20 protein-coding genes and 1 riboswitch are annotated in these 22,079 nt (G+C 59.8%); of the genes, 6 read left to right on the top strand and 14 right to left on the bottom strand.

Features of this window, described 5'->3' with window-relative positions:
* The first annotated feature begins 77 nt into the window (after positions 1 to 77).
* Positions 78 to 261, top strand: a riboswitch (FMN riboswitch).
* Between the two features lie 84 nt (positions 262 to 345).
* Complete coding sequence (locus tag FH08_RS0127780; RefSeq protein ID WP_031361484.1) at positions 346 to 852, top strand: 6,7-dimethyl-8-ribityllumazine synthase; 507 nt, start codon at positions 346 to 348, stop codon at positions 850 to 852.
* A 70-nt stretch (positions 853 to 922) separates the two neighbouring features.
* Here the strand turns inward: FH08_RS0127780 and FH08_RS0127775 are convergent, their stop codons facing one another.
* The 9 genes from FH08_RS0127775 to FH08_RS0127735 all read right to left on the bottom strand — a co-directional run bounded on the left by FH08_RS0127775 (position 923) and on the right by FH08_RS0127735 (position 10,320).
* Positions 923 to 1,717 carry a glucose 1-dehydrogenase gene (locus FH08_RS0127775; protein ID WP_200878797.1) on the bottom strand — a complete coding sequence of 265 codons (795 nt, stop codon included), beginning with the start codon at positions 1,715 to 1,717 and terminating at the stop codon, positions 923 to 925.
* Positions 1,718 to 1,742: 25 nt separating this feature from the next.
* Entirely contained in the window at positions 1,743 to 3,212 is a 1,470-nt protein-coding gene (locus FH08_RS0127770) for an FGGY family carbohydrate kinase (RefSeq protein WP_031361482.1), read from the bottom strand.
* 56 nt (positions 3,213 to 3,268) lie between these two features.
* The gene (locus tag FH08_RS0127765; protein WP_031361481.1) at positions 3,269 to 4,351 is read right to left on the bottom strand and encodes an ABC transporter permease; all 1,083 of its coding nucleotides are present in this window, start codon (positions 4,349 to 4,351) and stop codon (positions 3,269 to 3,271) included.
* Positions 4,352 to 4,370: 19 nt separating this feature from the next.
* Complete coding sequence (locus FH08_RS0127760) at positions 4,371 to 5,897, bottom strand: sugar ABC transporter ATP-binding protein (protein ID WP_031361480.1); 1,527 nt, start codon at positions 5,895 to 5,897, stop codon at positions 4,371 to 4,373.
* Positions 5,894 to 6,544, bottom strand: coding sequence for a DUF2291 family protein (locus tag FH08_RS0127755; RefSeq protein WP_051888595.1), 651 nt, complete (start codon positions 6,542 to 6,544; stop codon positions 5,894 to 5,896). The genes FH08_RS0127760 and FH08_RS0127755 overlap by 4 nt, the downstream gene beginning before the upstream one ends.
* A 101-nt stretch (positions 6,545 to 6,645) precedes the next feature.
* Positions 6,646 to 7,590 (bottom strand): D-ribose ABC transporter substrate-binding protein, encoded by a 945-nt coding sequence (locus tag FH08_RS0127750; protein ID WP_031361478.1) that lies wholly within the window; start codon positions 7,588 to 7,590, stop codon positions 6,646 to 6,648.
* A gap of 111 nt (positions 7,591 to 7,701) precedes the next feature.
* Complete coding sequence (locus FH08_RS0127745) at positions 7,702 to 8,499, bottom strand: GolD/DthD family dehydrogenase (protein WP_031361477.1); 798 nt, start codon at positions 8,497 to 8,499, stop codon at positions 7,702 to 7,704.
* 29 nt (positions 8,500 to 8,528) lie between these two features.
* Positions 8,529 to 9,473: a transketolase family protein gene (locus tag FH08_RS0127740; protein ID WP_031361476.1), complete on the bottom strand. Its 945-nt coding sequence runs from the start codon at positions 9,471 to 9,473 to the stop codon at positions 8,529 to 8,531.
* Complete coding sequence (locus FH08_RS0127735; protein WP_031361475.1) at positions 9,466 to 10,320, bottom strand: transketolase; 855 nt, start codon at positions 10,318 to 10,320, stop codon at positions 9,466 to 9,468. The genes FH08_RS0127740 and FH08_RS0127735 overlap by 8 nt, the downstream gene beginning before the upstream one ends.
* A 181-nt stretch (positions 10,321 to 10,501) precedes the next feature.
* Here FH08_RS0127735 and FH08_RS0127730 point away from each other — a divergent pair, with 181 nt between their 5' ends.
* The 4 genes from FH08_RS0127730 to FH08_RS0127715 all read left to right on the top strand — a co-directional run bounded on the left by FH08_RS0127730 (position 10,502) and on the right by FH08_RS0127715 (position 13,726).
* Entirely contained in the window at positions 10,502 to 11,269 is a 768-nt protein-coding gene (locus FH08_RS0127730; RefSeq protein WP_031361474.1) for a DeoR/GlpR family DNA-binding transcription regulator, read from the top strand.
* A gap of 85 nt (positions 11,270 to 11,354) precedes the next feature.
* On the top strand, positions 11,355 to 11,615 hold the full coding sequence (locus FH08_RS0127725; RefSeq protein WP_031361473.1) for a YlcI/YnfO family protein: 261 nt from the start codon (positions 11,355 to 11,357) through the stop codon (positions 11,613 to 11,615).
* A 127-nt stretch (positions 11,616 to 11,742) separates the two neighbouring features.
* A complete protein-coding gene (locus tag FH08_RS0127720; RefSeq protein ID WP_031361472.1) occupies positions 11,743 to 12,984 on the top strand; it encodes an MFS transporter in 1,242 nt (413 codons plus the stop codon).
* Positions 12,985 to 13,240: 256 nt separating this feature from the next.
* On the top strand, positions 13,241 to 13,726 hold the full coding sequence (locus FH08_RS0127715) for a low affinity iron permease family protein (RefSeq protein ID WP_031361471.1): 486 nt from the start codon (positions 13,241 to 13,243) through the stop codon (positions 13,724 to 13,726).
* A gap of 186 nt (positions 13,727 to 13,912) precedes the next feature.
* On the opposite strand, the gene FH08_RS0127710 is transcribed toward FH08_RS0127715, so the two are convergent.
* Together FH08_RS0127710 and FH08_RS0127705 are read right to left on the bottom strand one after the other, a co-directional pair.
* Positions 13,913 to 17,152 carry a PAS domain S-box protein gene (locus FH08_RS0127710; protein ID WP_035567282.1) on the bottom strand — a complete coding sequence of 1,080 codons (3,240 nt, stop codon included), beginning with the start codon at positions 17,150 to 17,152 and terminating at the stop codon, positions 13,913 to 13,915.
* Between the two features lie 242 nt (positions 17,153 to 17,394).
* On the bottom strand, positions 17,395 to 17,892 hold the full coding sequence (locus FH08_RS0127705; RefSeq protein WP_031361469.1) for a DUF421 domain-containing protein: 498 nt from the start codon (positions 17,890 to 17,892) through the stop codon (positions 17,395 to 17,397).
* Between the two features lie 375 nt (positions 17,893 to 18,267).
* Here FH08_RS0127705 and FH08_RS0127700 point away from each other — a divergent pair, with 375 nt between their 5' ends.
* Entirely contained in the window at positions 18,268 to 18,555 is a 288-nt protein-coding gene (locus tag FH08_RS0127700; RefSeq protein WP_035567288.1) for a DUF6723 family protein, read from the top strand.
* A 158-nt stretch (positions 18,556 to 18,713) separates the two neighbouring features.
* On the opposite strand, the gene FH08_RS0127695 is transcribed toward FH08_RS0127700, so the two are convergent.
* The 3 genes from FH08_RS0127695 to FH08_RS0127685 form a co-directional block, all read right to left on the bottom strand.
* Positions 18,714 to 20,099 (bottom strand): aspartate aminotransferase family protein, encoded by a 1,386-nt coding sequence (locus FH08_RS0127695; protein ID WP_031361467.1) that lies wholly within the window; start codon positions 20,097 to 20,099, stop codon positions 18,714 to 18,716.
* A gap of 29 nt (positions 20,100 to 20,128) precedes the next feature.
* Positions 20,129 to 21,607: an NAD-dependent succinate-semialdehyde dehydrogenase gene (locus tag FH08_RS0127690; RefSeq protein ID WP_031361466.1), complete on the bottom strand. Its 1,479-nt coding sequence runs from the start codon at positions 21,605 to 21,607 to the stop codon at positions 20,129 to 20,131.
* A gap of 284 nt (positions 21,608 to 21,891) precedes the next feature.
* Positions 21,892 to 22,079 (bottom strand): hypothetical protein (locus tag FH08_RS0127685; RefSeq protein ID WP_031358769.1); only part of this gene is annotated, 188 nt, incomplete at its 5' end.

The raw sequence follows: 22,079 nt of genomic DNA, 5'->3' as shown, positions 1-22,079 counted from the left end.
AGAAGAAACCCCATCGCCGTAGCTGAATCCCGGCGTATTTTTAAAAATCGTGATAATTTACGTTCCGTTCACTAAGAACGAGTTCTCGGGGCGGGGTGAAACTCCCCACCGGCGGTAATCGCGTACAGCTTCTGCGCGTAGCCCGCGAGCGCTTTGTGTTTTGCCTTGAATTTTCATTGAAAGCATGGCGAAACACAAAGGTCAGCAGACCCGGTTTGATCCCGGGGCCGACGGTCATAGTCCGGATGAAAGAGAACGGGACAGCGTGTGTCCTCGTGCGCGAAAGTATTTGCGTGTGGGGGCCGTGCCGTCCTTCGCCCTGTTCACACAAACAGGCTTAAATTTATGACGCTCTCCACTACTCTCGAAAGTAAACCCGCCGTTAGCTCGGCAGCGAAGCCGCGTGCCCGTATCGCATTCATTCAAGCGTGCTGGCATCGCGACATTGTCGACCAATGCAAAGCGTCCTTCCTCGATGCCATCCAGGCACAGGGATTCAGCCGCGACGACATCGATCTCTACGAAGTCGCCGGCGCCTTTGAAATCCCGCTGCACGCGAAGTTGCTCGCTCAACGTGGCGGCTACGCGGCTATTGTTGCGGCAGGTCTCGTGGTGGACGGTGGCATCTACCGGCACGAGTTCGTCGCGCAGGCTGTCATCACCGGCTTGATGCAAGTGCAACTGGAAACCGGCACGCCGGTCTTGTCCGCTGTGTTGACACCACATCACTTCCACTCGGGCGAAGAACACACGAAGTTCTTCCGCGAGCATTTTGTCGTGAAGGGTGTTGAAGCAGCGACCGCTTGCGCCGATACGATCCGCAAGGTTGCAGCGCTAGCAAACATTCGGTAGCGCCTCGCAAATGCAAAGAGCGCCGCGTGGGCGATTCAGCCCACGCGGCGCTCTTTAAGGCAAAGCATACTCAGGACATGAACATCCCGCCGTCCACGTTCACGGTTTGTCCCGTGATGTAAGACGCATCGTCTGACGCCAGGAACGTGACCAGTCCTGCCACGTCCGCTCCTGTTCCCGCGCGTCCCATTGGAATGTTCTTCACCCACTCCGCCATCAGTTCACCTGGCTTGTAGTCACCCAGCAACTTGCCCCACACTTCGTCGTTGTAAGACCACATGTCGGTCGTAATGATGCCCGGACAAAACGCATTGACGGTGATGCCGGTAGGCGCCAGTTCCTTGGCGAGGCTTTGCGTAATGCCAAGCACGCCAAACTTGCTCGCAGCGTAATGCGGCGTGTAGACAAAACCCTGGCGTGCCTGACCAGAAGCCGTATTGATCAGACGGCCCGCTTTACCCGCACGCAGCATGCGCCCGGCCGCTTCCTGGCAGCACAGGAATACGCCTTTGGTATTCACGGCGAGAACCTTGTCCCAATCCGCTTCGCTCAGGTCCTCCAACTTTGCGATGGTGATCACGCCAGCGTTCTGGATCGAGACATCGACTTCGCCCAGCTTCGCCGCCACTTCTTCGTAGAGCGCCTTGACCTGGGTTTTATCCGTGACGTCGGTCTCCACAGCGATCGCGTCATGGCCCGATTCACGCAATTGAGCAGCGGCATCAAAGACGCTTTTTTCATTCGCCGATACACACACCTTCGCGCCTTCCTGCGCGAAACGCTCCGCAATTCCCAAGCCAATACCGCGGCTGCCGCCCGTCACCACCACCACTTTGTTTTCGAAGCGCTTCAAGTTCTGGCTCACGTCTGCTCCTTCCGAATAGGGTTTATCAAAGCCGCTCGATCCAGCGCAGCCATTGCGAATGATTAAGTGCCGCCTGCTCCACCCCGGCGCCGGGCTCAACGCGCCGAAGCACCGGACGCTCGGTCTGGCCGGCGTCGAGGGTATCGATCAGTCCCAGTTGCAGCGACCCCAGCGCCGCTGCGCCGGCCGCTGAAATCTCGCTCATCGCGAGGGTGCTGACGGGGCGGTTGAGGGTATCGGCGAGGTACTGCAGGAGGAAAGGCCGCTGCACGAGCCCGCCGTCCAGGAACAGTTCGACCAGTTGCACCTGCGCCGCCTGCTCCATGACGGTGATGACATCCTTGATCTGGTAGATAATCGATTCGTAGGCCGCACGCGCAACATGCTGCCACGACGTCGAGAAATTGAGCCCGACGATCTGCGCGCCGCCCGGGTATTTCCAATGCGGGCAGCCGATGCCTGAGAACGCGGGAATCAGGAACACGCCACCGTTGTCATAGTCGGTGAAGGCCTGCTCCGCTGCGGCGAAGTCGCTGAAGAGACCGAGCTTTTCCTTAAGCCATGCAGGCGTTGAACCGGCACTGATGATGATGCCTTCCATCGCGTAGTCCACCCGCCCGGAGGTCGCGAAACATAAGGTGGAGACCAGTCCGTGCGCAGGCGCTTGCGGTTTGGAGCCAACGTTCATCATCAACGACGAGCCGGTTCCCATGGTCGCTTTCGCGAGCCCGGGCCGCAGGCAGCCTTCGCCCACGGCGGCCGCATGCGAGTCACCGATCATGGCCACGACCGGCACGGGCCTCGTCAACAAGCCCTCAAAGTCGGTCGCTCCAAAGTCCGCCGCCGACGGCCGTAGTTCCGGCAACCTCAATCCGTCAAGACCGAACCCGGCGATCAACTCACGATCCCATTCGAGCGTATGCAGGTTCATCAGCATCGTACGCGATGCATTTGTATAGTCGGTCAAATACGACGCGCCGTTGGTCAGTCGATACAGCAACCAGCTATCGACGGTACCGAACAACGCCGACCCAGACGCAATGCGCGAGCTGACCCGCTCGTCGTTCTCGTTCAGCCAGATAAGCTTGGTGCCTGAAAAATACGGGTCGATCAGCAGGCCCGTTTTCCCGGCGATTCCCTCGGCCATGCCCTGCTCGCGCAACCGCTCACAGATCGCAAGCGAGCGTTGGCACTGCCACGAGACGGCGGGAACAATGGCGTGCCCGTCTTCGCTCCACAGCACGACGGTTTCGCGCTGGCTCGAAATGGCAACGCCCCCGATGTCCGCCTTGTCGCCTTCGAACCGGTCGACGCATTGCGCGACCGCACTCAACACCGAGCGGTACAAAGCCTCTGCATCCTGCTCGACAAAACCCGCGCGCGGATGCGTGCAGGGCACGGCCGTGAAACCGCGCGAATGCACCTTGCCTTGCGCGTCGAAGAGAAGTGCCTTCGTGCCGCTCGTGCCCTGGTCGATCGCCAATACGTATTGCATACCCTTTCCCGATGAACGCGCTGAACGCGTTGACCACGTTAACTACTCAGCCGCGCTTATGCCGTCAGTGAAACCATGCGCGACTGCAACCGCTGCTGCAACTGGTCGATAACCACGGCGAAGATGATCACGAGACCCTTGATGACCATCTGCCAGAAGTCGCTGATGCCGCACATCACCATGCCGTCGCCGAGAATGCTGATCACGCACGCGCCGACCACTGAACCGAAGACAGTGCCCCGGCCGCCCGCCAACGCCGTGCCGCCAAGCACCACCGCGGCGATTGCGTTCAGCTCGAAGGTCTGTCCGGTCAACGGATGCGCCGTTTGCAACTGTGCAGTAATCACAAGGCCCACAATCGCGGCGCAAAACCCCGAGAACATATAGACGAAGAGTTTCACGCGATTCGTGCGGATGCCCGAGAAACGCGCCGCCTGCTCATTGCCGCCAATAGCATAGATGCGTCGTCCGAGCGGCGTCTTGCGGGCCACGAAGATGGTGATAGCCGCCAGCACGATCAGGATCCACACCGGCATCGACAGCCCGAGAATAGTCCCGTTGCCGATGAACTCGAACCCCGTATTGCCCAGGGCCGCATTGCCTTCGAGATCGGCGTACGTACTGCCGTTGTTGACCAGCAGCGCAGCGCCGCGAATCACATACAACATACCGAGGGTAGCGATAAACGGCGCAACGTTAAGCATGGTGATCAGGTAACCGTTGATCGCGCCGATCAATGCGCCGAGCACGCAAGCAATCACCACCACGCCGAACGGATTGAAGAACACGATGTGATGGCCGATCTTCACGCCTTCGAGCAACAGATAACCCGCAGCCATACCGCTGATCCCGACGATCGAACCGACGGACAAGTCGATCCCCCCGGTCAGGATCACCAGGGTCATGCCGATCGAGAGAATGGCGACGACCGTCACGTGCTTTGCCATGATCAGCATGTTGCCAGTCGACAGGAAGTTGTCGGTGGCAAGCGAAAACACGATCACGATTGCAAACAGCGCGATGAAAATCCGCAGCTTCAGGATACTGACGGTCACGCGCGAAGCCCAGTAGGCAGCCGCGCGGTCAGGCTTGGCGGGCGGTGATTGCACAGATGTATTTGCGCTGTTAGGCGTTGTCATGGATTGAACCTCAGTCGCTTCAGACGACGGCCGTGGCGGGCGTCGACGCGCGCACGATCCGTTCGCTATCGAATTCGGCGCGTCCCATGATGGCGGTGAGCTTGCCGCTCGCCATCACGAATACGCGGTTGGAGACGGCCATCGCTTCATCGAGTTCGGACGTTGCATAGACCACGGCGATGCCCGATTGGGCGAGCAAGCTGATCGTCTTGTATACGTCCTCTTTCGCGCCGACGTCGATACCGCGTGTGGGCTCGTCCATCAGCAAGACCTTGGGTGATGTCAGCAATGCTTTGCCGATGACAACCTTCTGCATGTTGCCGCCCGACAGCGATGTGATGGGGGCATCGACGGAACTTGCCTTGATGGCAAGACGCTTGATCACGTCGTTGGCGGCATCGACCTGCTTCGCGCGGCCCAGCGCGCCGAACGAGAAACGCCGGACAAATTTGGACAAACTGGACAGTGTCATGTTTTCCAAAATGGTCATGAGTTGCACCATGCCCTGCTTCTGCCGATCCTCGGGAACGAGCGCAATACCCGCGTCGATGCGCTGCGGAATGTTGTGCCGCTCGATCCGCTTGCCCGCCAGTTCAATCTGTCCGATGGCAAGCGGCTGCGCGCCAAGCAGCGCTTCGAGCAACTCAGTACGGCCCGCACCCATCAAGCCATAGATGCCGACAACCTCGCCCGCGCAAACGCTGAACGACACATGATCGAGTGCATAGATGCCGTTCGAGCGCTTGAGCGCCAGGTTCGTCACCTTCAGTACTTCTTCGCCAAGCGCGTGCTGTGCGAACGCAAAGCGCTTCTTCGACGACCCCACCATCGCCTCGATGATCCACGGAATGTCCACGTTGGCGATCTCGTCTTCGGCCACGAGACGGCCATTGCGCAGCACCGTGATGCAGTCGCCGATCGCCATGATCTCTTCCAGCCGGTGCGAGATATAGATCACCGTGACACCCTGCTCTTTCAACTGGCGAATGATCTTGAAGAGGATTTCGACTTCGGTCTTGGAGAGCGCAGAGGTAGGCTCGTCCATGATCAGCACCTTGATGTGCTTGGACAACGCCTTGGCGATCTCGACCAGTTGCTGCTGACCGACATACAGATTGCCGAGCCGCGTGCGTGGATCGATAGGAATCTGCAAGCGCTCCAGCAGGATCTTCGCCTGATGATTCTCGGCCTTGTTGCGGATCACGCCGGCACTTGTCAGCTCATTGCCCGCGTAGATGTTCTCCGCCACCGTCATCTCGGGGAACAGGTTCAGTTCCTGGAAGATGATGCCAACGCCATGGCGCTCGGCGCTGCGCACGTCGGTGATATGCACTCGCTTCTCGTCAATCCAGATCTCGCCGGCGCTCGCCACTTCCGCACCGGCCAGCAATTTCATCAGCGTGGACTTGCCCGCACCGTTCTCGCCGATCAGCACGTTGACCTTGCCGCGCTGGACCTTGTAGTTCACATCGACCAGCGCGGCCGTGCCGGGATAGGTCTTTGAAAGGCCCTTCGTCTCGATCACATGCTCGGGATTAAGGTTCATTTCCAGGCCACCGGTATCGCGCGAATTTCGCCTGCCGGTTCGCTCCAGGTACTGTAGACGGCGGCCACGTCGACCGGGTCGCCTACTTTGAGCTTGAGGGAATGCTGCATATGCGTCACCACCAGTTTGTTAATTTCCTGGCCGAACGCGGCGAACTTGGTCTGGTCGTCGAAGTCGCTGTACTTGATGCCGGGGAAACCGTCGCGCACTCCCGTACCAACGATCACCGGTCCCATCTGCAAGACGATATCCACCGGATCGCCGCCGGACGCTTGCGTGAGTTCCACATAAGCCTTTCCCACTCGCGACGAATCGTCTACACGCGTCACCTTGCCCTGAACGCGGATCCAGAAGTTGCAGGGAAACGCGTCGCTCTGGCGAAAGCCGTATTGCTTGCAGGCGCTATCGAAGTTCTGCGTCAACGCACCGACCACTAGCGCAGCCGGCTTGGCGTTCTTGTCGGCGTACGGAACCAGTTGGCCGTTGAAGACCTGCGCGGCATCCGGTCCATGATGCTGGCCCTGGCTGCGGATCGCGGCCAGTTCGGTGTCGCTGACAACGTGGCAGCCTGCAAGCGCCAGCATGAAGCCCAGGCCGAGACCGATCGGCAAAAGCAGCGTGCGCAGCACGGGAATTCGATAAAACATGACTTCCTCACTTCAAACAGACTTCGTGCGAATGCGGATGCAGATGCGGATGTTTTCTAACCCCAACCGCAACCGCATTTCGTACGCTGACTACTCACTGCCTACTTGGTGTAGTAGAAGTCGTTCACCTTCGAAGCGTTGGACTTAGTGATCAGGATGCCGCGAAACAACTGACGTTCCTGCTCACCGGTTTTACCGGTAGTGATGTACTTGTCGAGCAGGTCCACACCGTGGATCGAGATGCCTTGAGCCTGCAACATGACGGTCGCCTTGAGCTTGCCGGCGAGAATGGAATCACGCTCGTCATTGCTGCCGTCAATCCCCATCACCACCACGTCCTTGTGCCCGGCCGACTCCAGCGATGCAATCGCCCCAAGCGCAACCGGGCCGTTGCCCGCAATCACGCCCTTGACGTTCGGATGCTCCTGGAGGATCGAGTCCATCGCCTGCTTGCCCGGCAGCAGCGCGCCCTTCGCATCCTGGCGCGCGACCATCTTCAGGTCGGGGTATTGATCGAGTACCTGGTGGAAAGCTTGCGAGCGTGTCACGCAATTCTTGTCCGCCAGATTGCAGGTCAGTTCAACATATTCGCCTTTCTCGCCGATCGTTTCGACAAAACGTTGCGCGACTTCCGTGCCGGCCTGGAGATTGTTGTGGCTCAACTGCGCGATAGCAAGGCCGTCCTTCGGGATCTCGCGGTTGATCAGCACGACCGGCACTTTCTTTTCCTTCGCGGTCCGCACTGTCGCCACGCTGCTATTCGAATCGGCGTTGTCGAGCACGATGCCCTTCACGCCCTTGCCTATCACCAGGTTGACGAGTTCATTCTGCTTGTTCACGTCTTCGCCGTGCGACAGAACGATGGTGTCATAGCCAAGCTTCTTCGCTTCTGTGTCCGCGCCCTTCGCCTCAGCCGCGTAGTACGGGTTGTCGAGCGCGTTCACGAGAATGGCGATAGTGCCCTTGCTCGCGGCTTGCGCGCCAAGAGGCACGACCAGGGTCATCGAAGCAGCCACGGCCGCGGACAAGGCAAGTTTTTTCCACATGTTGTTGTCTCCTGATTCAAGTTTTATTAGGCAGGCTTATTAAGCAGGTTTTACTAAGCAAGTTTTACTGCGGACGCGGTCTTTAGCCGCTTGATTCCAGTGTTCAGCGCGTCAACAGATCGTGTACCCGCCGTCGATCATGATGTCGGCGCCGGTGATCATGTCCGAGCCGTTGGACAGCAGGAACAAGATGGCTGCGGCGATCTCGTCGGTGTACGCAAAGCGGCCAATGGGTATCGTTTTCTTCATCGCTTCGCCCTTTTCGCCCTCCCAGGCGGCCGCGCCCATTGGCGTAAGAACGACGGTCGGCGAGACGGTATTGACTGTGATGCCGCGGCCGGCCCATTCCTTCGCGAGCACTTTGGTCATGCCGATCAAGCCCGCCTTTGCCGACGTATAGGCACAATGCTGGTCGATGGCGACGGTCGCCGCCTGCGAGGCAATGTTGACGATCTTGCCGCCGTGGCCGCTTGCCAGGACGTGCCTCGCGAAGTGCTTGGCGCAAAGGAACGGCCCCGTCAGATTGACCGCGATCTGCCGTTGCCATTCTTCAAAGCCGATATCTTCCGCACGCGTCAGGGTGATGCAGCCTGCGGCATTGACCAGCAGATGAAGATCGCCGAAATGCCGGTGTGCAGCCGCAATGGCCGCTTCCACTTCGACTTCCTGCGTAACGTCGCAAGCGAACGCCACCGCATTGAACGAACCAAGTTCCTCGATAGCGCCGGCCACGCGCGCTTCTTCAAACGCCGGATAGAGAATAGCGACGCGTGCACCCTTGCCGATCAGCGCAGCGTTCGTCGCCATTGCAATGCCGCCGAGGCCACCGGTCACGACCGCGACTTTCCCGTCGAGACGAAAGTCGAAGTCGACGCCGTGACGCAGCGAAGTATCGTATTGAATGCTCATGCCATGTCTCCGTCTGGTACCCGCAAGTGCTACTTTGTATAGAGAGACCGCACCGTCTGCGCAATGCCTGCTGCGTCGATGCGATAGTGTTTTCGAATACCTTTGCGAGTGCCGTAGTGTGCGAACTCGCCTTCACTGATGCCGAGCATGTTCAGCGATTTCGACAAGCGTCTGCGCGCGAGCAGCACCGCGACAGTCGCACCAATGCCACCGTGCAGCGAGTGCTCTTCCACGGTCACCACCGCGTCATGCCGTTCGATAATGGCCGCGAGCGCATCGTGGTCGAGCGGTCGCAGCGAAGAAAGATTAATCAGCGTCGGGTCTATCCCGTCTTCGCTCTTCAGCGCTTCACACGCTTCGAGCGCTTCACCCACCGCTGAGCCGAGCGCGATCACCACAACACCCTTGCCTTCAATCAGCACGTCCGGGCGTCCCGGCTTGAACCGGTATTGCGCGTCGTGAACAATGGGAAACTTTGCGTTGTCCAGGCGGATATAAACCGGCCCGTCAAAAGACGCCGCATACTCGACCACTTGCGCCGTCTCTACTTCATCGCAAGGCGCGAAGATCTGGACCGTACCGAAGCCGCTCATGACCGAGATGTCGTCAATAGCGTGATGAGTCGAGGCCAGCGGTCCATAGGCTACGCCCGCATTGAGCCCGAGCATCTTGACGTTGGTCGCGCTATAGCAGATATCGTTCTTGACCTGCTCGTTAGCGCGCCCGATCAGGAATGGCGCTGCGTTAGCCGTGAAGACCGTATGACCGCCGAGCGCCAGGCCCGCCGCCATGCCGACCATGTTCTGCTCCGCGATCCCGACGTTCACTACGCGGTCCGGATACGCTTTCATGAACGCGGCCATTTTGGAGGTCGACGTGGAGTCGGCGACCATCACGATGATGTCCTCGCCCGCGTCCGTCAGACGACAGATTGCGCCCACCGCGCCATCGCGCAAATCACCGTACTCACGCATCTTCAAGCTCCCGCAACGCTTGCTTCAGTTGATCTTCGTCCGGGAACTTGTGATGCCATGCCGGTACGTTCTCCATGAACGAGACGCCGCGTCCCTTGATCGTGTTCGCGATGATCACTTTCGGCTTTCTGTTTTCGTGATCCAGACTTTCTATTAGTTTCCAAATCTTATCGACTTCGTTACCGTTCACTTCGTGGACTTCGAAACCAAACGCCTTGAATTTATCGTCGAGCGGCTCGAGGTCCATGATGTTGTGGGTGAAATCCGCCAGTTGCAGACGGTTGCGGTCCACGATCACAACGAGGTTCGACAACTCGAAATGCGCCGCCGACATCGCCGCCTCCCAGTTCGATCCTTCTTCCAGTTCACCGTCGCCGGTCAGTACAAAAACGCGACCGGCCGAGCCGCCGTTGCTTCCCGCATGACGCTGCTTGGCCATGGCGAGACCCGCGGCGATTGGAAAACCATGTCCGAGGCCGCCGGTATTCACCGTGACCCAATTCGGCAGTTTCTGTCTTACAGGGTGGCCTGGAAGACGCGAATCGTCTTTCAGGTACGTGAGGAGTTCACGCTCCGGCAACCAGCCAAGTTCAGCAAAACACGCGTACAGACCACCCACGCCGTGCCCCTTGCTGAGGATGAACTGGTCGAGCCAGCTCACCACTTCGTCCGCCTTCACTTCGTAGCGCAGCACGTGGAAATAAAGCGCCGCGAGGATGTCCGCTTCGGACATGTCGCCTCCGGTATGGCCGCTTTTGGCTGCCGAGTTCATGACGCAAATCTTCTTGCGGATTTCCTGGGCTCGCCGGTGTAATGCCTCGCCGGACAGCCGGTACGGATTTTCCATTCCCTGCTCCTTGAACTTCTTTTTCGCTTGGTTTTAAGTTTCTTTTACTTTCTATCGAAAGTCAACGAAAAATCCCCATGACCGGGAAAACACTGACCCTGGCTTTCAGGTCGGAGGGATCAGGCACAATAGGCGGGTCGACGCAGCGCGCGTCTCAGGCGGCTTCGCAGGGAAAGCAGACATGGATCAGCGGGCTAGAACAGAAAAAATCTTCGAGATGGTGCAGGCCATGAAACTGGTAAAGCTGTCGGAGCTTTCCAGCGAATTGGGCGTCTCGATGCCGACGATCCGCAAGGATGTCGATGAATTGCAGAAAGCCGGCCGCGTCGAGCGCGTGCATGGCAACGTACGCCTGACGTCACGCCAGCCCAAGGCCCTGCTCGATGCCTATGACGCCGGGATACTTCCGACCAGTGAAGAGAAGGCACGGATTGGCCGCAAGGCGGCGGGGTTTATATCGAACGGCGACTCGGTCATTCTCGACTGCGGCGCGACGACCACGGAACTGGCGAGGACCTTGTTGGAGCGGCAGAACCTGCGCATTGTCACGAACGCGCTCAACATCGCCATCATCCTGGGCGGCGAGCCGACGAACCGGGTCATGCTGACAGGCGGGATTTTCAAGGCGGAGACCATTGCGGTATCGGGCGAGAAAGCATCGGCATTCTTCGAAGGCATGTTCGTCGACAAGCTGTTTCTCGCAGCCGGCGGTGTCTCAATAGAGGCGGGTATTTCGTATCCGGATTTTATCGACCTGCACGTGAAGCGCGCGATGATCGACGCGGCGCGGTCCATCTACCTGCTCGCCGATTCGAAGAAATTCGGCAAGCGCGAGTTTGCAACGTTCGGTGGTATCGAGAAGATCGATTACCTGATCACCGACACCGGGCTGGAACAGAAATACGTCGACTGGATCGAGGGGAATGGGATCGAGATTATTTATGCTTGAGAGGGCTTTTGGTTGGTTCACTGGAGACCCTGAGGTCCAAGATGCCGGCCCGCTATTCGCAAGTTGCAGTTCAAGGAAATACACCATGAAGACAGACCTGTTTGTGTCGGTAACAATTGACCCGGAGATGCTCGCATCTGCAAAGGGAGTCTTGCTGGAAGGCGAAAGCCTTGCAGATTTTTTCGAGCAGTCTGTTCGCGCCGAAGTCGCGCGCCGGCAGCATCGCAGCGAGTTCATCGCGCGAGGGCTCGCTTCGCGTGACGAGGCTAAACGCAACGCCAATTACGTGTCCGCGGATCGCGTGATCGCCAATTTGACAGCGAGACTTGACGCTGCGAAAGCGTGAACGGAGAACGCGCCCGACGGCTTGCTGGCGGGCCCGGACAAAGTAGAACGTAAGCGCAAGATCCGGGGCGTATCGCGCGCCTCCTCACACCATGATGATCGGGCCACCTCCCAAGGAGTCCCCCGTCATGCACCGCACGCCTAACCAGCGCATCGTCTTACCGCCCGCATTCCATCGTTTAGCCTGGTCGAACTTGCTGGCGCAGTCCGCCGAGCAGATCAGTCTTGCCGCCGCGCCACTCGTTGCGGTGTTCCTGCTAGGCGCAAGCGCTGCGCAAACCGGCCTGCTGCAAACCGCCCAGACCTTACCCTTTCTGCTGCTCTCGCTGCCGATGGGCGTCTATGCCGACCGTCACTCCCGACGCGGACTGATGGCAAGCGCGGAAGCCGTTCGCGTACTGGCAATGATCACGATCCTCGTGCTGATCGGAGCCCACCTCCTGACACTGCCGATGCTTGCAATTTGCGGTTTTATCGGCGCGGCGGGTACCGTCGCTTACAGCGTTGCAGCACCATCGCTCGTACCTTCCCTCGTGCCTCGCGCTGCATTGCCCGCAGCCAACAGCCGTATAGAGTTGGCTAGAAGCGTTGCGTATTCGGCAGGCCCGGCGCTAGGTGGGGTGATCGTGGGCTTCGTGGGCGCGGGTTGGGCCTATGCGTTAGCGACCATGCTATCGGCCTTCGCCGTTGCGCTGCTGCGCGCGTTGCCCGTCTCAGCGCATCTGCCCAGGACCGGCAGGCATTTCCTCGCCGAGATCCGCGAGGGCGCCGCTTTCGTATTCCGCGACCCGCTGCTTCGCCCCATTCTCCTTACCGCGGTTTTCTTCAACCTGGGCTATTTCGTATTGCAGGCGGTCTACGTGGCTTACGCGGCGCACCGCCTGCATATGTCGTCATGGGTGATCGGCGTGAGCCTGGCGGCCTATGGCGCGGGCATGGTGGCCGGTGCGCTGGCGGGGCCCGAAGTGTCCAGGCGAGTTTCGTTTGGCCGGACACTCGTGATCGGCCCGCTGTGCGGGTTGCTGGCATCAGTGCTGATGAGCGCAACATTGTTTTTTCCGCACGTATGGATGGCCTGCGTGAGCTTCTTTTTGCTCGGCGCCGGGCCGGTACTGTGGACGATCGGTTCAACAACACTGCGCCAGGCAATCACACCCCACGCCATGCTCGGCCGCGTGTCGGCCATCATGAGCACCGCAACCTATGGAGCGCGTCCCGTTGGCGCGTTGCTTGGCGCAGCCCTCGCGACGCAAACTGGCGTGAGCGCATGCCTGCTGATGTCGACCGTGGCCTTTGCAGTCCAGTTAGTGGTGATCGTTTTGTCTCCGGTCACGCAACTGCCGGCACTGCCCGAAGGCGCGGCGTCTTGAGCGATAGTTCGGCCCGGCCGCTCGCTGAATGAAGGGTGAAGTGGCCATTCAGGTTCGTCAGCCATTGGCATCTGGTTTCACTTGTCGACTTCGTCCCCTATGGCTTTCGGAACCGCCGCGCCCACGCTAAAACCTGATGACGCTGATGTGTTTTTACACCAGCGCGATATCTTCAAACTCCGCGCACGTCGCCAATCCGGAATGATTTTTGCTCATGCTCATGAAGACATGAAGCAACGACAACCAGGAGAAAGCGATGCGAAAGGAAACTTCGCCCCCGTTGCACCCCTCGCATTCGTCAACGGACTCGATGGACACCGTCCCTGACACATTGAGTCCCGCTTTCGCGACCTGTCACCCCGTCACCCGCGCCTTCGATATCTTCGCGAGCGCCGTGACCCGCTGGACTGGCTCGCCTGTCGCGTTTGGTCTTGCCGTCATCAGCATTTTGGTCTGGGCCGTGACCGGGCCGGTTTTCCACTACTCGGAAAACTGGCAACTGGTGATTAATACCGGGACGACCATTGTCACGTTCATCATGGTGTTCCTGATCCAGCAAAGCGCGAACAAGGACAGCGTGGCGCTTCACCTGAAGCTCAATGAGTTACTTGCGTCTCACCGGCCTGCGGACAATCACCTGATCGGGATTGAGGATGCCTCTGAAGAGGAGCTTCGAAGCCTGGCAGCCGCTTATCTCCGGAAGGCGTCCGGGAAAGAGGAGGCGTCCGCCGCAAATGCCTAGTCTCAGGCCAAGATCGTGCTGCCTTTCTCGGCGAGAATGACCAGGAGCGCCCGTCCGGGTTTCGTGATGCGCTGGCAGCCGACGCCGCCCAAGCCAGATGACCTAAGCCATGATCCGTGTAGGCCGGCCCGGTCCGGCTTGCGTTCCGGCAACACGTTCAACGGCGTGACGGAACGCGTGGCTGCGTCATCGCACCTTCTGCAAGACCGCGGCTATGCTTGCAGTGTCGTAGGGCTTTCGCAAGACAAAGTATCCGGATACCTTTGAAACGTGATGATCGCCGGTTGCAAATATGACAGCCAGGTCACGACGCAAAACGCGTGCTTGCAGGGCAAGCTCTTCGCCCGACATACCGGGCAAGCCTACGTCCGTGATGAGCAAGTCCACGGCCTCGTTCTGAATCAGCATCAAAGCGGCTTGTGCATTCCCGGCCTCGTGGACTACGTGTCCCAGTCCCATGAGCAACTCAGCCGTGATGGAGCGAATCAAGTCATCGTCTTCAACGAACAAGATATTAAGCGCGGGTCCAGCAGACGCATCCGGCGTGACTGCCGACGGCACTCTCAAAGGCGCCGGCGCGACTGTGAGCGCGGCTTGCTGGGCTTGATTGGCGAGCACGTGCCGGATCTTTCTTGCGAGCGCCTCCCGCGTGTAGGGCTTGCCGAGCAGTTCGACGCCGGCATCCAGCCGGCCGCCGTGAACAATCGCGTTTTCCGTGTAGCCTGACGTGAACAGCACCGCTATGCCGGGAATGAGTTGCCGCGCACGGCGTGCTAATTCGGGACTTCGCAGGGGACCCGGCATGACGACGTCGGTGAACAACAGATCGATTGACACACCGCTTTCGATGATCGCAAGCGCGCTGCCGGCGTCATTCGCCTTGAGCACCCGATATCCCAGTTCAGACAACATCTCCACCGCCGTCACCCGGACTTGCTCGTCGTCTTCAGCCACCAGGATCGTCTCGGCGCCACCGAGCACCGGCGTGCTTTCCATCACTGTCCCGAGATCCTCCTTGTCGTGGGTCCTCGGCAAATACAACTTGACCGTCGTGCCGTGACCCGCTTCGCTGTAGATCTTGACATGTCCGCCGGACTGCTTAACAAAGCCATAGACCATGGAGAGCCCCAGCCCCGAGCCCTTGCCCTCCGGTTTCGTCGAGAAGAACGGCTCATAGGCCTGGGCCAGCACTTCGGGTGTCATTCCGCAGCCGGTATCCGTCACCGCGAGCATCACATATTGCCCAGGGGTCACTTCGGCATGATCGAGCGCATAGCGGTCGTCGAGGAAAGCGTTGCCTACTTCAATGGTCAGCTTGCCCGTGTTGTCCATGGCATCGCGCGCATTGATGGCGAGATTGAGGACCGCGTTCTCGACCTGAGTGGGATCGACGAATGTATTCCACAGGCCGGCGGAAACAACCGTCTCGATCTCGATGGCTTCGCCCAGACTGCGCCGCAACATGTCTTCCATGCCGGCGATGAGCCGTCCGATCCTGATCGTTTTCGGCTCGAGCGCCTGGCGGCGGCCGAAGGCCAGCAACTGGCTCGCCAGCTTCGCGCCGCGGCTCACGCCGGCCAGCGCATTCGCCAGGCGCCGCTCTGCCCGCTCACTGCCCGCGACGTCCGACGCGAGCAGTTGCAAGTTGCCCGAAATAACCTGCAGCAGGTTATTGAAATCGTGCGCGACGCCGCCGGTGAGCTTGCCGATCGTCTCCATCTTTTGCGCCTGCTGCAGCGCGAGTTCGGTACGCTGCAGAGCGTCTGCCGCTTCGCGATCCGCGGTGATGTCGCGACCCACGGCATGGATGAAACGCTCATCGGGCACCGCCGTCCATGACAGCGTCACATACGCGCCGTCCTGCCGTTGATAGCGGTTAACGAACTTGAATGTGCGGATGCCCTCGCTCAGTTCGCCCAATTCGGCGAGCGTCGCGACCCGGTCATCGGGATGCACGAACTCGAGGAATGAATGGCCGATAAGGTCCTTCTCGTCCCGGCCCAGGATCTGCCGCCAGGCCGGGTTCACCGCCACAATATTCGACTGGAAATCCGCGACCAGCATCATGTCGGTAGAAAGCCGCCACATGCGATCCCGGTCGGCAACACTTTCCGCCACCTGCTGTTCGAGGGTCTTGTTCAGGCGTTCGAGGGCGCGTGCCGCGGACTTCTGGTCTTCAATGTCCGTGTTCGTGCCAATCCAGTGAACGATGCGCCCGGCGTTGTCGCGAATAGGCAGCGCCCGGGCGATATGCCAGCGGAACACGTCGTCGGCTCGTCGAATGCGGAACTCGCATTCGTAGGTCGTGCCCGATGCCACCGCGTTGGCCCACTGTGCGGCGGCGGCCTGCAGATCATCGCGATGAACAATCTTGCCCCACGCCTGGCCGTCCAGGCTGCCCCGCGCCGCGCCGCTGTACTCGTAGACCCGCTCGTTGAACCAGTCGAGTTCGCCGTCGCGCTGCGCCGACCAGACCTGGTTGGGCATAGCCTGGGCGAAGGTGCGGAATTTCTCCTCGCTCTGATGGACTGCGCGCTCCGCCGCGAGGCGGTCCGTCACGTCGGTTCCCTGAATGAAGATGCCGATCACAGCGCCGGCTTCGTTGCGTACCGGCTGATAGACGAAGTCGACGTAACGCTGCTCTGCAGGCGCGCGAGGGAGCCGATTCAGCACGATGGACTGCGCACTGCCCGAGACGGGCATTCCAGAGGCGTAGACCTGGTTCAGTTTATCTACAAACCCCTGCCCGCGCAGTTCGGGCAATCCTTCCTGCACCGGTTTGCCCAGGATCGTTCGATCCCCAACAAGTTGCGTGAACGAGGCGTTCGTCAATTCGATGACGTGTTCGGGGCCAGTCACCATAGCCATGAAACCAGGAGCCTGTTCGAACATCCGTCGCAAACGTTCGCGCTCGCCGCTCAGCCAGCGCTCCGCGCGCACCTTGGCGGTGGTCTCCACCACGATCGCGATCACCGCGACCGGAATCCCCTGCTCATCGCGAATGGGCGAGTAATCCAGGTTCATCCACACTTGCTCGCCTCGGCCGTGGCGATGCAGCGTCAGTTCCTGATCTTCGTATCGCAGCGTTCGGCCGGCCAGGCCGACCTTCATCACGTTGTCGTTGAAATCCGCGACCTCGGACCACCCTTCCCGAACCTTGGAGCCGAGAAGCTGAGGATGCCGCCCACCGGCGAAAACGGAATAGGCGTCGTTGTAGAGCATGACGCCATCTACACCCCAGAGCGTCACGATCGGGACAGGCGACTGCAAAATCAGGGCGATGGTGCCGGTCAGCGTTTTAGACCAGCCGTCGACAGGTCCCAGTGACGAAGTGGACCAGTCTCTGGATGCGATTATCCTGGCGACCTCGCCGCCGCCCTCCAGGAACGCGTAACTCAGGCCAGCGATCGGTTGTCTTTCGTTCATGTGCGGGGATCGATAAGCAACGCTCAACCGTACGACGCACCCAAGCGTTGCAGAGTTTGAAACGTCAGGTCAGTAGACAAGAGCTTATTTTACCTTCCAAACCCCATCTCGCAGCGTGCTGCTGAGGCTTCCAGCACACACTTCCCAAACGCACCGCCCGGGGACAATTCTTGCTGGCAGCAGTCCCTTGGCCCTGTTTTCCTCACTCGCGGACAGCGTAAGACCGAGCCCCGCAAACACCTCTAGTCGGCGTCGTTGTCACGGAGCAGGCTGATCTCCCCATTGCGTTCCAGCGTAGCCGCGCGCACCCCGGAGAGGTCGTCGGCGCCTAGTTGCTGCCGCGCCGTTTCGAATAGATCGGTTCGCGTAATGAGAGCCGCGGCCATCTGCTTCTCGTCGAAGCGGCCATCGCGGTACAGCTCCCGTTCAGTCCCGCCCACGAGCCGCTCCAGCGCCGGCGAATGTACGCAGCCCCATGCAAGCACGCGGTGTAGCACGACGATCACGAGCGAGGCGATCACCGTCGGGATCGCGGGCGAAGCACCCACGATCGCGCGGCTCAGCGTCGCGCCGAGGAGAATGGCAACGACATAGTCGAACGGCGAACGCTGGCCGAAAGAACGCCGGCCGGAGATTCGAATACAGACCAGCGCGCCGATGAAGGCCGCGGCTGCGCGAGCCGCCATCTGTAGCGAATCGAGGTCCTGGCCGCTGCCGAACACTGCGATGAGGGCGTCCATGTGCTTTCCTTTCGTGTCAAAGAGCATGGCTTCTCATGAGCCGAAGCACGCCCGGGTTGCCCGCACGCTGGCACGTGTTCGCCGGCTCGAGGCTCAAGCGGCATGCCGGGCTCGTCCAGATAGCGTGGATTTTGAACGAATGAAGCACTCCGCTCCCGGTGCGTTTCGTCATCGGACAGCGCCTTGTGCCTGCTTCCAGCTCCCACGCAAGAAGCGTACTTCGAGCGCGGACTGGTAATTGCTGAACGCTGAGTGACATGAAATTTTAGTGAACGTCGTGATGTCCCCCACGCCTGGAAAATTCGCCCGTTTCAACGCTCGACCGGACGCACGCCACGCCCCTATGCGGGCACGCATCGAAACATGTACAAAGCCATGAAAAAACCGAAAATTGTCCTATCCATGACCCAGCTACAGAGCCGGGGATTGGGCGAATGCATGCGCCCTGAGGACTTCGCGGTGTACGCGTCGTACCAGATCAACGCCGGCGGATTGTTTGTAGGAACGCTAAAGGTTATTAGAAAAACCGACGGCCGCCTGTTATTCCCGTTCCAGGGAGCACCGGTGCTCGGACCGTATCCCTCACGCGAGGAAGCGCGCGAGGCGGCAGTCGTGCGCGGCGAGCAGATTGTCGCCAGTGATATCGCCAATCCGGAAGATTGAGAGAAGCGCTAGCCGGGGGACGCGCGCCGTGCTGCTTGATTGCTGCGTTGCAATGAGCATGGTCGATGTAGTCGTATCAACCGGTCTTTGCTGTAAAAAAAGCCGCCGGAACAATGCCGGCGGCCTGACTCCTTACGCCCAAAGAGAGCGGAGGAGCGTTATGCGATCGTCTGCGTGGCGACCTCATCCACCGCTTCGCGCACGATACCGACGATCTCGTCCACGTCCGCCCGCGTGGTCACGAGCGGCGGCGCGAAGCCGAGAATATCGCCGTGCGGCATGGCCCGCGCGATTACTCCACGCCGTAGTGCAGCCGCCGAGACCTTCGGCCCGACCTTCAACCCTGCGTCAAAGGGCTTGCGGCCAGGCTTGTCCGCCATGAATTCAAGCGCGGCCAGCATGCCGGTTTGGCGCACTTCACCCACCAGCGGATGCTGGTCGAATGCGGCATGCAGTTGTGCGCCAAGATAAGCGCCGACATCGGCCGCGTTCTGCGTCAGGTTCTCGCGCTCAAGGATGTTCAGGTTAGCAATAGCGGCAGCCGCGCAAATGGGGTGGCCCGAATAAGTCCAGCCGTGTCCCATCGCGCCATGTTCCTCTGACCCCTTCTCGATCACGTCCCACACCCGTTCACCCACGATCACGCCCGACAGCGGCGCATAAGCGCTTGTGAGCCCCTTCGCGACGGTGATCAGGTCAGGCAGCATGCCGTAGTGTTGCGCGCCCATCTTCGAGCCGAGCCGGCCGAAGCCGCACACCACTTCATCGGAGATCAGCAGGATGTCGTGCTTCTTCAGTACTTGCTGGATCGCGGCCCAATAACCCTCCGGCGGCGCGATGATCCCGCCCGTCCCCATCACCGGTTCGCCAATGAACGCCGCAATCGTGTCGGCGCCCTCTTGCGCGATCAGCTTCTCCAGTTCCTCCACGCAATACGCGACAAACTGGGTTTCGTTCATGCCGGCCGGTGCCTGCCGGTACCAGTGCGGACAGACGGTATGCTTCACGCGATCTATCGGCAAATCGAAATGCTGATGGAAGCTCGGCAAACCGGTCAGGCTGCCCGTGACGATGCCCGAACCGTGATAACCACGCTGACGCGAAATGATCTTCTTCTTGTTCGGACGGCCCAGCACGTTGTTGTAGTACCAGACGATCTTGATCTGCGTTTCGTTCGCGTCCGAACCGGACATGCCGTAATAAACCTTCTTCATCCCTGCCGGCGACCAGTCGATAATCCGCGACGATAGCTCAATGATGGTGTCGGTGGAATGGCCCACATACGTGTGGTAATACGCGAGCTTCTTGGCTTGCTCGTAGATCGCATCGGCCACTTCAGTGCGGCCATAGCCAATGTTCACGCAGTAAAGACCCGCGAAGGCATCTATATAACTCTTGCCCTCGTGGTCTTCAATGCGAATACCCTTCGCTCCCCGAATGATCTTGCCAGGAAGAGCGCCGCTCGCGTGATCGTGCGCATGAGTCGACGGATGCATGAAGTGTGCACGGTCTTCGTTGAACAGTTGCTCGAGTTGTTGTGTCATGAGTTGCTCCCTGGATTCCTGTGATTCAATCAAGCCGTGACGTTCAGCGGCAAGCCGAGATTGCCGAGGCAAAAATATTTGGTTTCGACGAAAGGCTCGAATCCCTCCGATCCTCCTTCACGTCCGAGACCCGACGCTTTCATGCCGCCGAACGGGATGGGTGCACCGGTGAACGTGACACCGTTGACCGAGATCATGGCGAAGTCGAGCCGGCGCACCAGTTGAAAGATCGTGTCCATGCGCGTGGCGCAGATGTAAGCAGCCAGCCCGTGCTCGGTGTCGTTGGCTTTGGACACCACTTCGTCCAGCGTGTTGAACGACGATATGGCCGAGGTGGGGGCGAAGTTCTCTTCATCGTAAATCCGCATGCCGGGCGCAGCGTCCGCCACCACGGTCGGCTCGAAGAACCACCCGCCAAGCGCATGCGCTTGCCCGCCCACGGTAATGCGTGCGCCCTTCGTTCGGGCGTCGGCTATGCGCTCGGCAGTGGTATCGAAGGCAGCCTGATGCATCAGCGGCCCCACCTTCACGCCCGCCTCGAAGGCCGGTCCCACCTTCAATGCTCGCACTGCTTCGCTGTATTGCTGAACGAACTGTTCATACAACGGCGCGGCAACGAAGATGCGGTTCGCCGCGCAACAATCCTGTCCCGACGTCTGGAACTTCGCGCCAATCGCCACCTTGACGGCCTGATCGAGATCAGCGTCTTCCGTCACGATGAACGGCGCGTTGCCGCCCAATTCCAGCGCCAGTTTCTTGATGCCGGACTCGGCTGCCGCACGCGCGACTAGGCCGCCTACACGAGTCGAACCGGTGAAGCTAACCGCCCGCACGCGCACATCGCGTACCAGTGTTTCCATTGCCATTTGCGGCTCGCCCAGCACGACGTTGAATACGCCCGATGGGAAACCCGCTTCTTCCGCGAGTTGCGCCAGCGCGAGCGCCGAGAATGGGGTTTCGTGCGCAGGCTTGACGATCGCCGTGCAACCCGCGGCAAGTGCGGCAGCCGCCTTGCGGGTGATCATTGCAACCGGAAAATTCCACGGCGTGATAAGCGCGGCGACGCCGACCGGCTCCATCACCGTGCCGAGGTGGGCGCCATTGATGTGGGTGGGAATCGTGCGGCCGCAGAGGCGTTTTGCGTCGTTGGCGTACCACTCGACGAAGCTCGCCGCGTAGGCAATTTCTCCCCTCGATTCAGCCAAAGGCTTGCCTTGTTCTAGCGACAAAATGCCGGCCAGATCGTGTTGATGGCGCAAGATCAGTTCGTGCCAGCGCAGCAGGATCGCGCTGCGGCGCTCTTGCGGGACCCATCGCCAGGATTCGTATGCCCGCTGCGCCGCGCCGACCGCTGCTTCTATTTGCGCGCGATCCAGCATGGGCACGTGACCAATCACTTCCTGGTCGGCGGGATTCTGCACGGCGATGGTTGCCGCGCTGTCACTATGAATCCAGCGGCCATCGACATAACAAAGCGACTTGAAAAGGACGGGATGACCCAGCAACATGAGAGGCTCCTGATTGCACTGTATGTCGTCCATTTTCGCCCTCGCCGCCGTGCGATTTTTTCGATGTGACCCGCTATGTGTGGCGTTTTTTCTGTCTTGCGGGGCGTTCTCGTGATGTTTTTCTTGGGCAGGTGGTGATGGGGCGGGGTCGATGCCGGGTTGCGAGGTTCTGGGGTTAGCGGTCGGGGTCAGTGCCGGGTTGGTGCTTTCAGCGTTAGTGGTCTGCTTGAGTTGGCTTTTCTCTTTATCACTATTAGCCACTGTGCGTGGCGGCACGGGCGGATTCAACTGGTGGTCGCAACACCTATAACTTCTGCAAGTTTATCGGCGGGCGTCATAAAGTCGAGGGTTTTACGTGGTCTTCCATTCAGAAGTGCGGCGACCTTGTTCAACTCGGCTTGTGAATAACCATCCAGGCGTGTGCCTTTAGGGAAGTACTGACGTAGCAGGCCGTTCGTATTCTCGTTGCTAC

The organism is Caballeronia sordidicola (assembly GCF_000729995.1).
Taxonomy (GTDB): domain Bacteria; phylum Pseudomonadota; class Gammaproteobacteria; order Burkholderiales; family Burkholderiaceae; genus Caballeronia; species Caballeronia sordidicola_A.
Note: the sequence above shows the minus strand (reverse complement) of the source record. Positions and strands in the feature narration are given on the sequence as shown.

Bases quoted from the DNA above. Each gene is read 5' to 3' on its own strand.
- FH08_RS0127780 (WP_031361484.1), top strand. From the start codon at position 346: ATGACGCTCTCCACTACTCTCGAAAGTAAACCCGCCGTTAGCTCGGCA.
- FH08_RS0127770 (WP_031361482.1), bottom strand. From the start codon at position 3,212: ATGCAATACGTATTGGCGATCGACCAGGGCACGAGCGGCACGAAGGCA.
- FH08_RS0127765 (WP_031361481.1), bottom strand. From the start codon at position 4,351: ATGACAACGCCTAACAGCGCAAATACATCTGTGCAATCACCGCCCGCC.
- FH08_RS0127760 (WP_031361480.1), bottom strand. From the start codon at position 5,897: ATGAACCTTAATCCCGAGCATGTGATCGAGACGAAGGGCCTTTCAAAG.
- FH08_RS0127755 (WP_051888595.1), bottom strand. From the start codon at position 6,544: ATGTTTTATCGAATTCCCGTGCTGCGCACGCTGCTTTTGCCGATCGGT.
- FH08_RS0127750 (WP_031361478.1), bottom strand. From the start codon at position 7,590: ATGTGGAAAAAACTTGCCTTGTCCGCGGCCGTGGCTGCTTCGATGACC.
- FH08_RS0127745 (WP_031361477.1), bottom strand. From the start codon at position 8,499: ATGAGCATTCAATACGATACTTCGCTGCGTCACGGCGTCGACTTCGAC.
- FH08_RS0127740 (WP_031361476.1), bottom strand. From the start codon at position 9,473: ATGCGTGAGTACGGTGATTTGCGCGATGGCGCGGTGGGCGCAATCTGT.
- FH08_RS0127735 (WP_031361475.1), bottom strand. From the start codon at position 10,320: ATGGAAAATCCGTACCGGCTGTCCGGCGAGGCATTACACCGGCGAGCC.
- FH08_RS0127730 (WP_031361474.1), top strand. From the start codon at position 10,502: ATGGATCAGCGGGCTAGAACAGAAAAAATCTTCGAGATGGTGCAGGCC.
- FH08_RS0127725 (WP_031361473.1), top strand. From the start codon at position 11,355: ATGAAGACAGACCTGTTTGTGTCGGTAACAATTGACCCGGAGATGCTC.
- FH08_RS0127720 (WP_031361472.1), top strand. From the start codon at position 11,743: ATGCACCGCACGCCTAACCAGCGCATCGTCTTACCGCCCGCATTCCAT.
- FH08_RS0127715 (WP_031361471.1), top strand. From the start codon at position 13,241: ATGCGAAAGGAAACTTCGCCCCCGTTGCACCCCTCGCATTCGTCAACG.
- FH08_RS0127710 (WP_035567282.1), bottom strand. From the start codon at position 17,152: ATGAACGAAAGACAACCGATCGCTGGCCTGAGTTACGCGTTCCTGGAG.
- FH08_RS0127705 (WP_031361469.1), bottom strand. From the start codon at position 17,892: ATGGACGCCCTCATCGCAGTGTTCGGCAGCGGCCAGGACCTCGATTCG.
- FH08_RS0127700 (WP_035567288.1), top strand. From the start codon at position 18,268: ATGAAAAAACCGAAAATTGTCCTATCCATGACCCAGCTACAGAGCCGG.
- FH08_RS0127695 (WP_031361467.1), bottom strand. From the start codon at position 20,099: ATGACACAACAACTCGAGCAACTGTTCAACGAAGACCGTGCACACTTC.
- FH08_RS0127690 (WP_031361466.1), bottom strand. From the start codon at position 21,607: ATGTTGCTGGGTCATCCCGTCCTTTTCAAGTCGCTTTGTTATGTCGAT.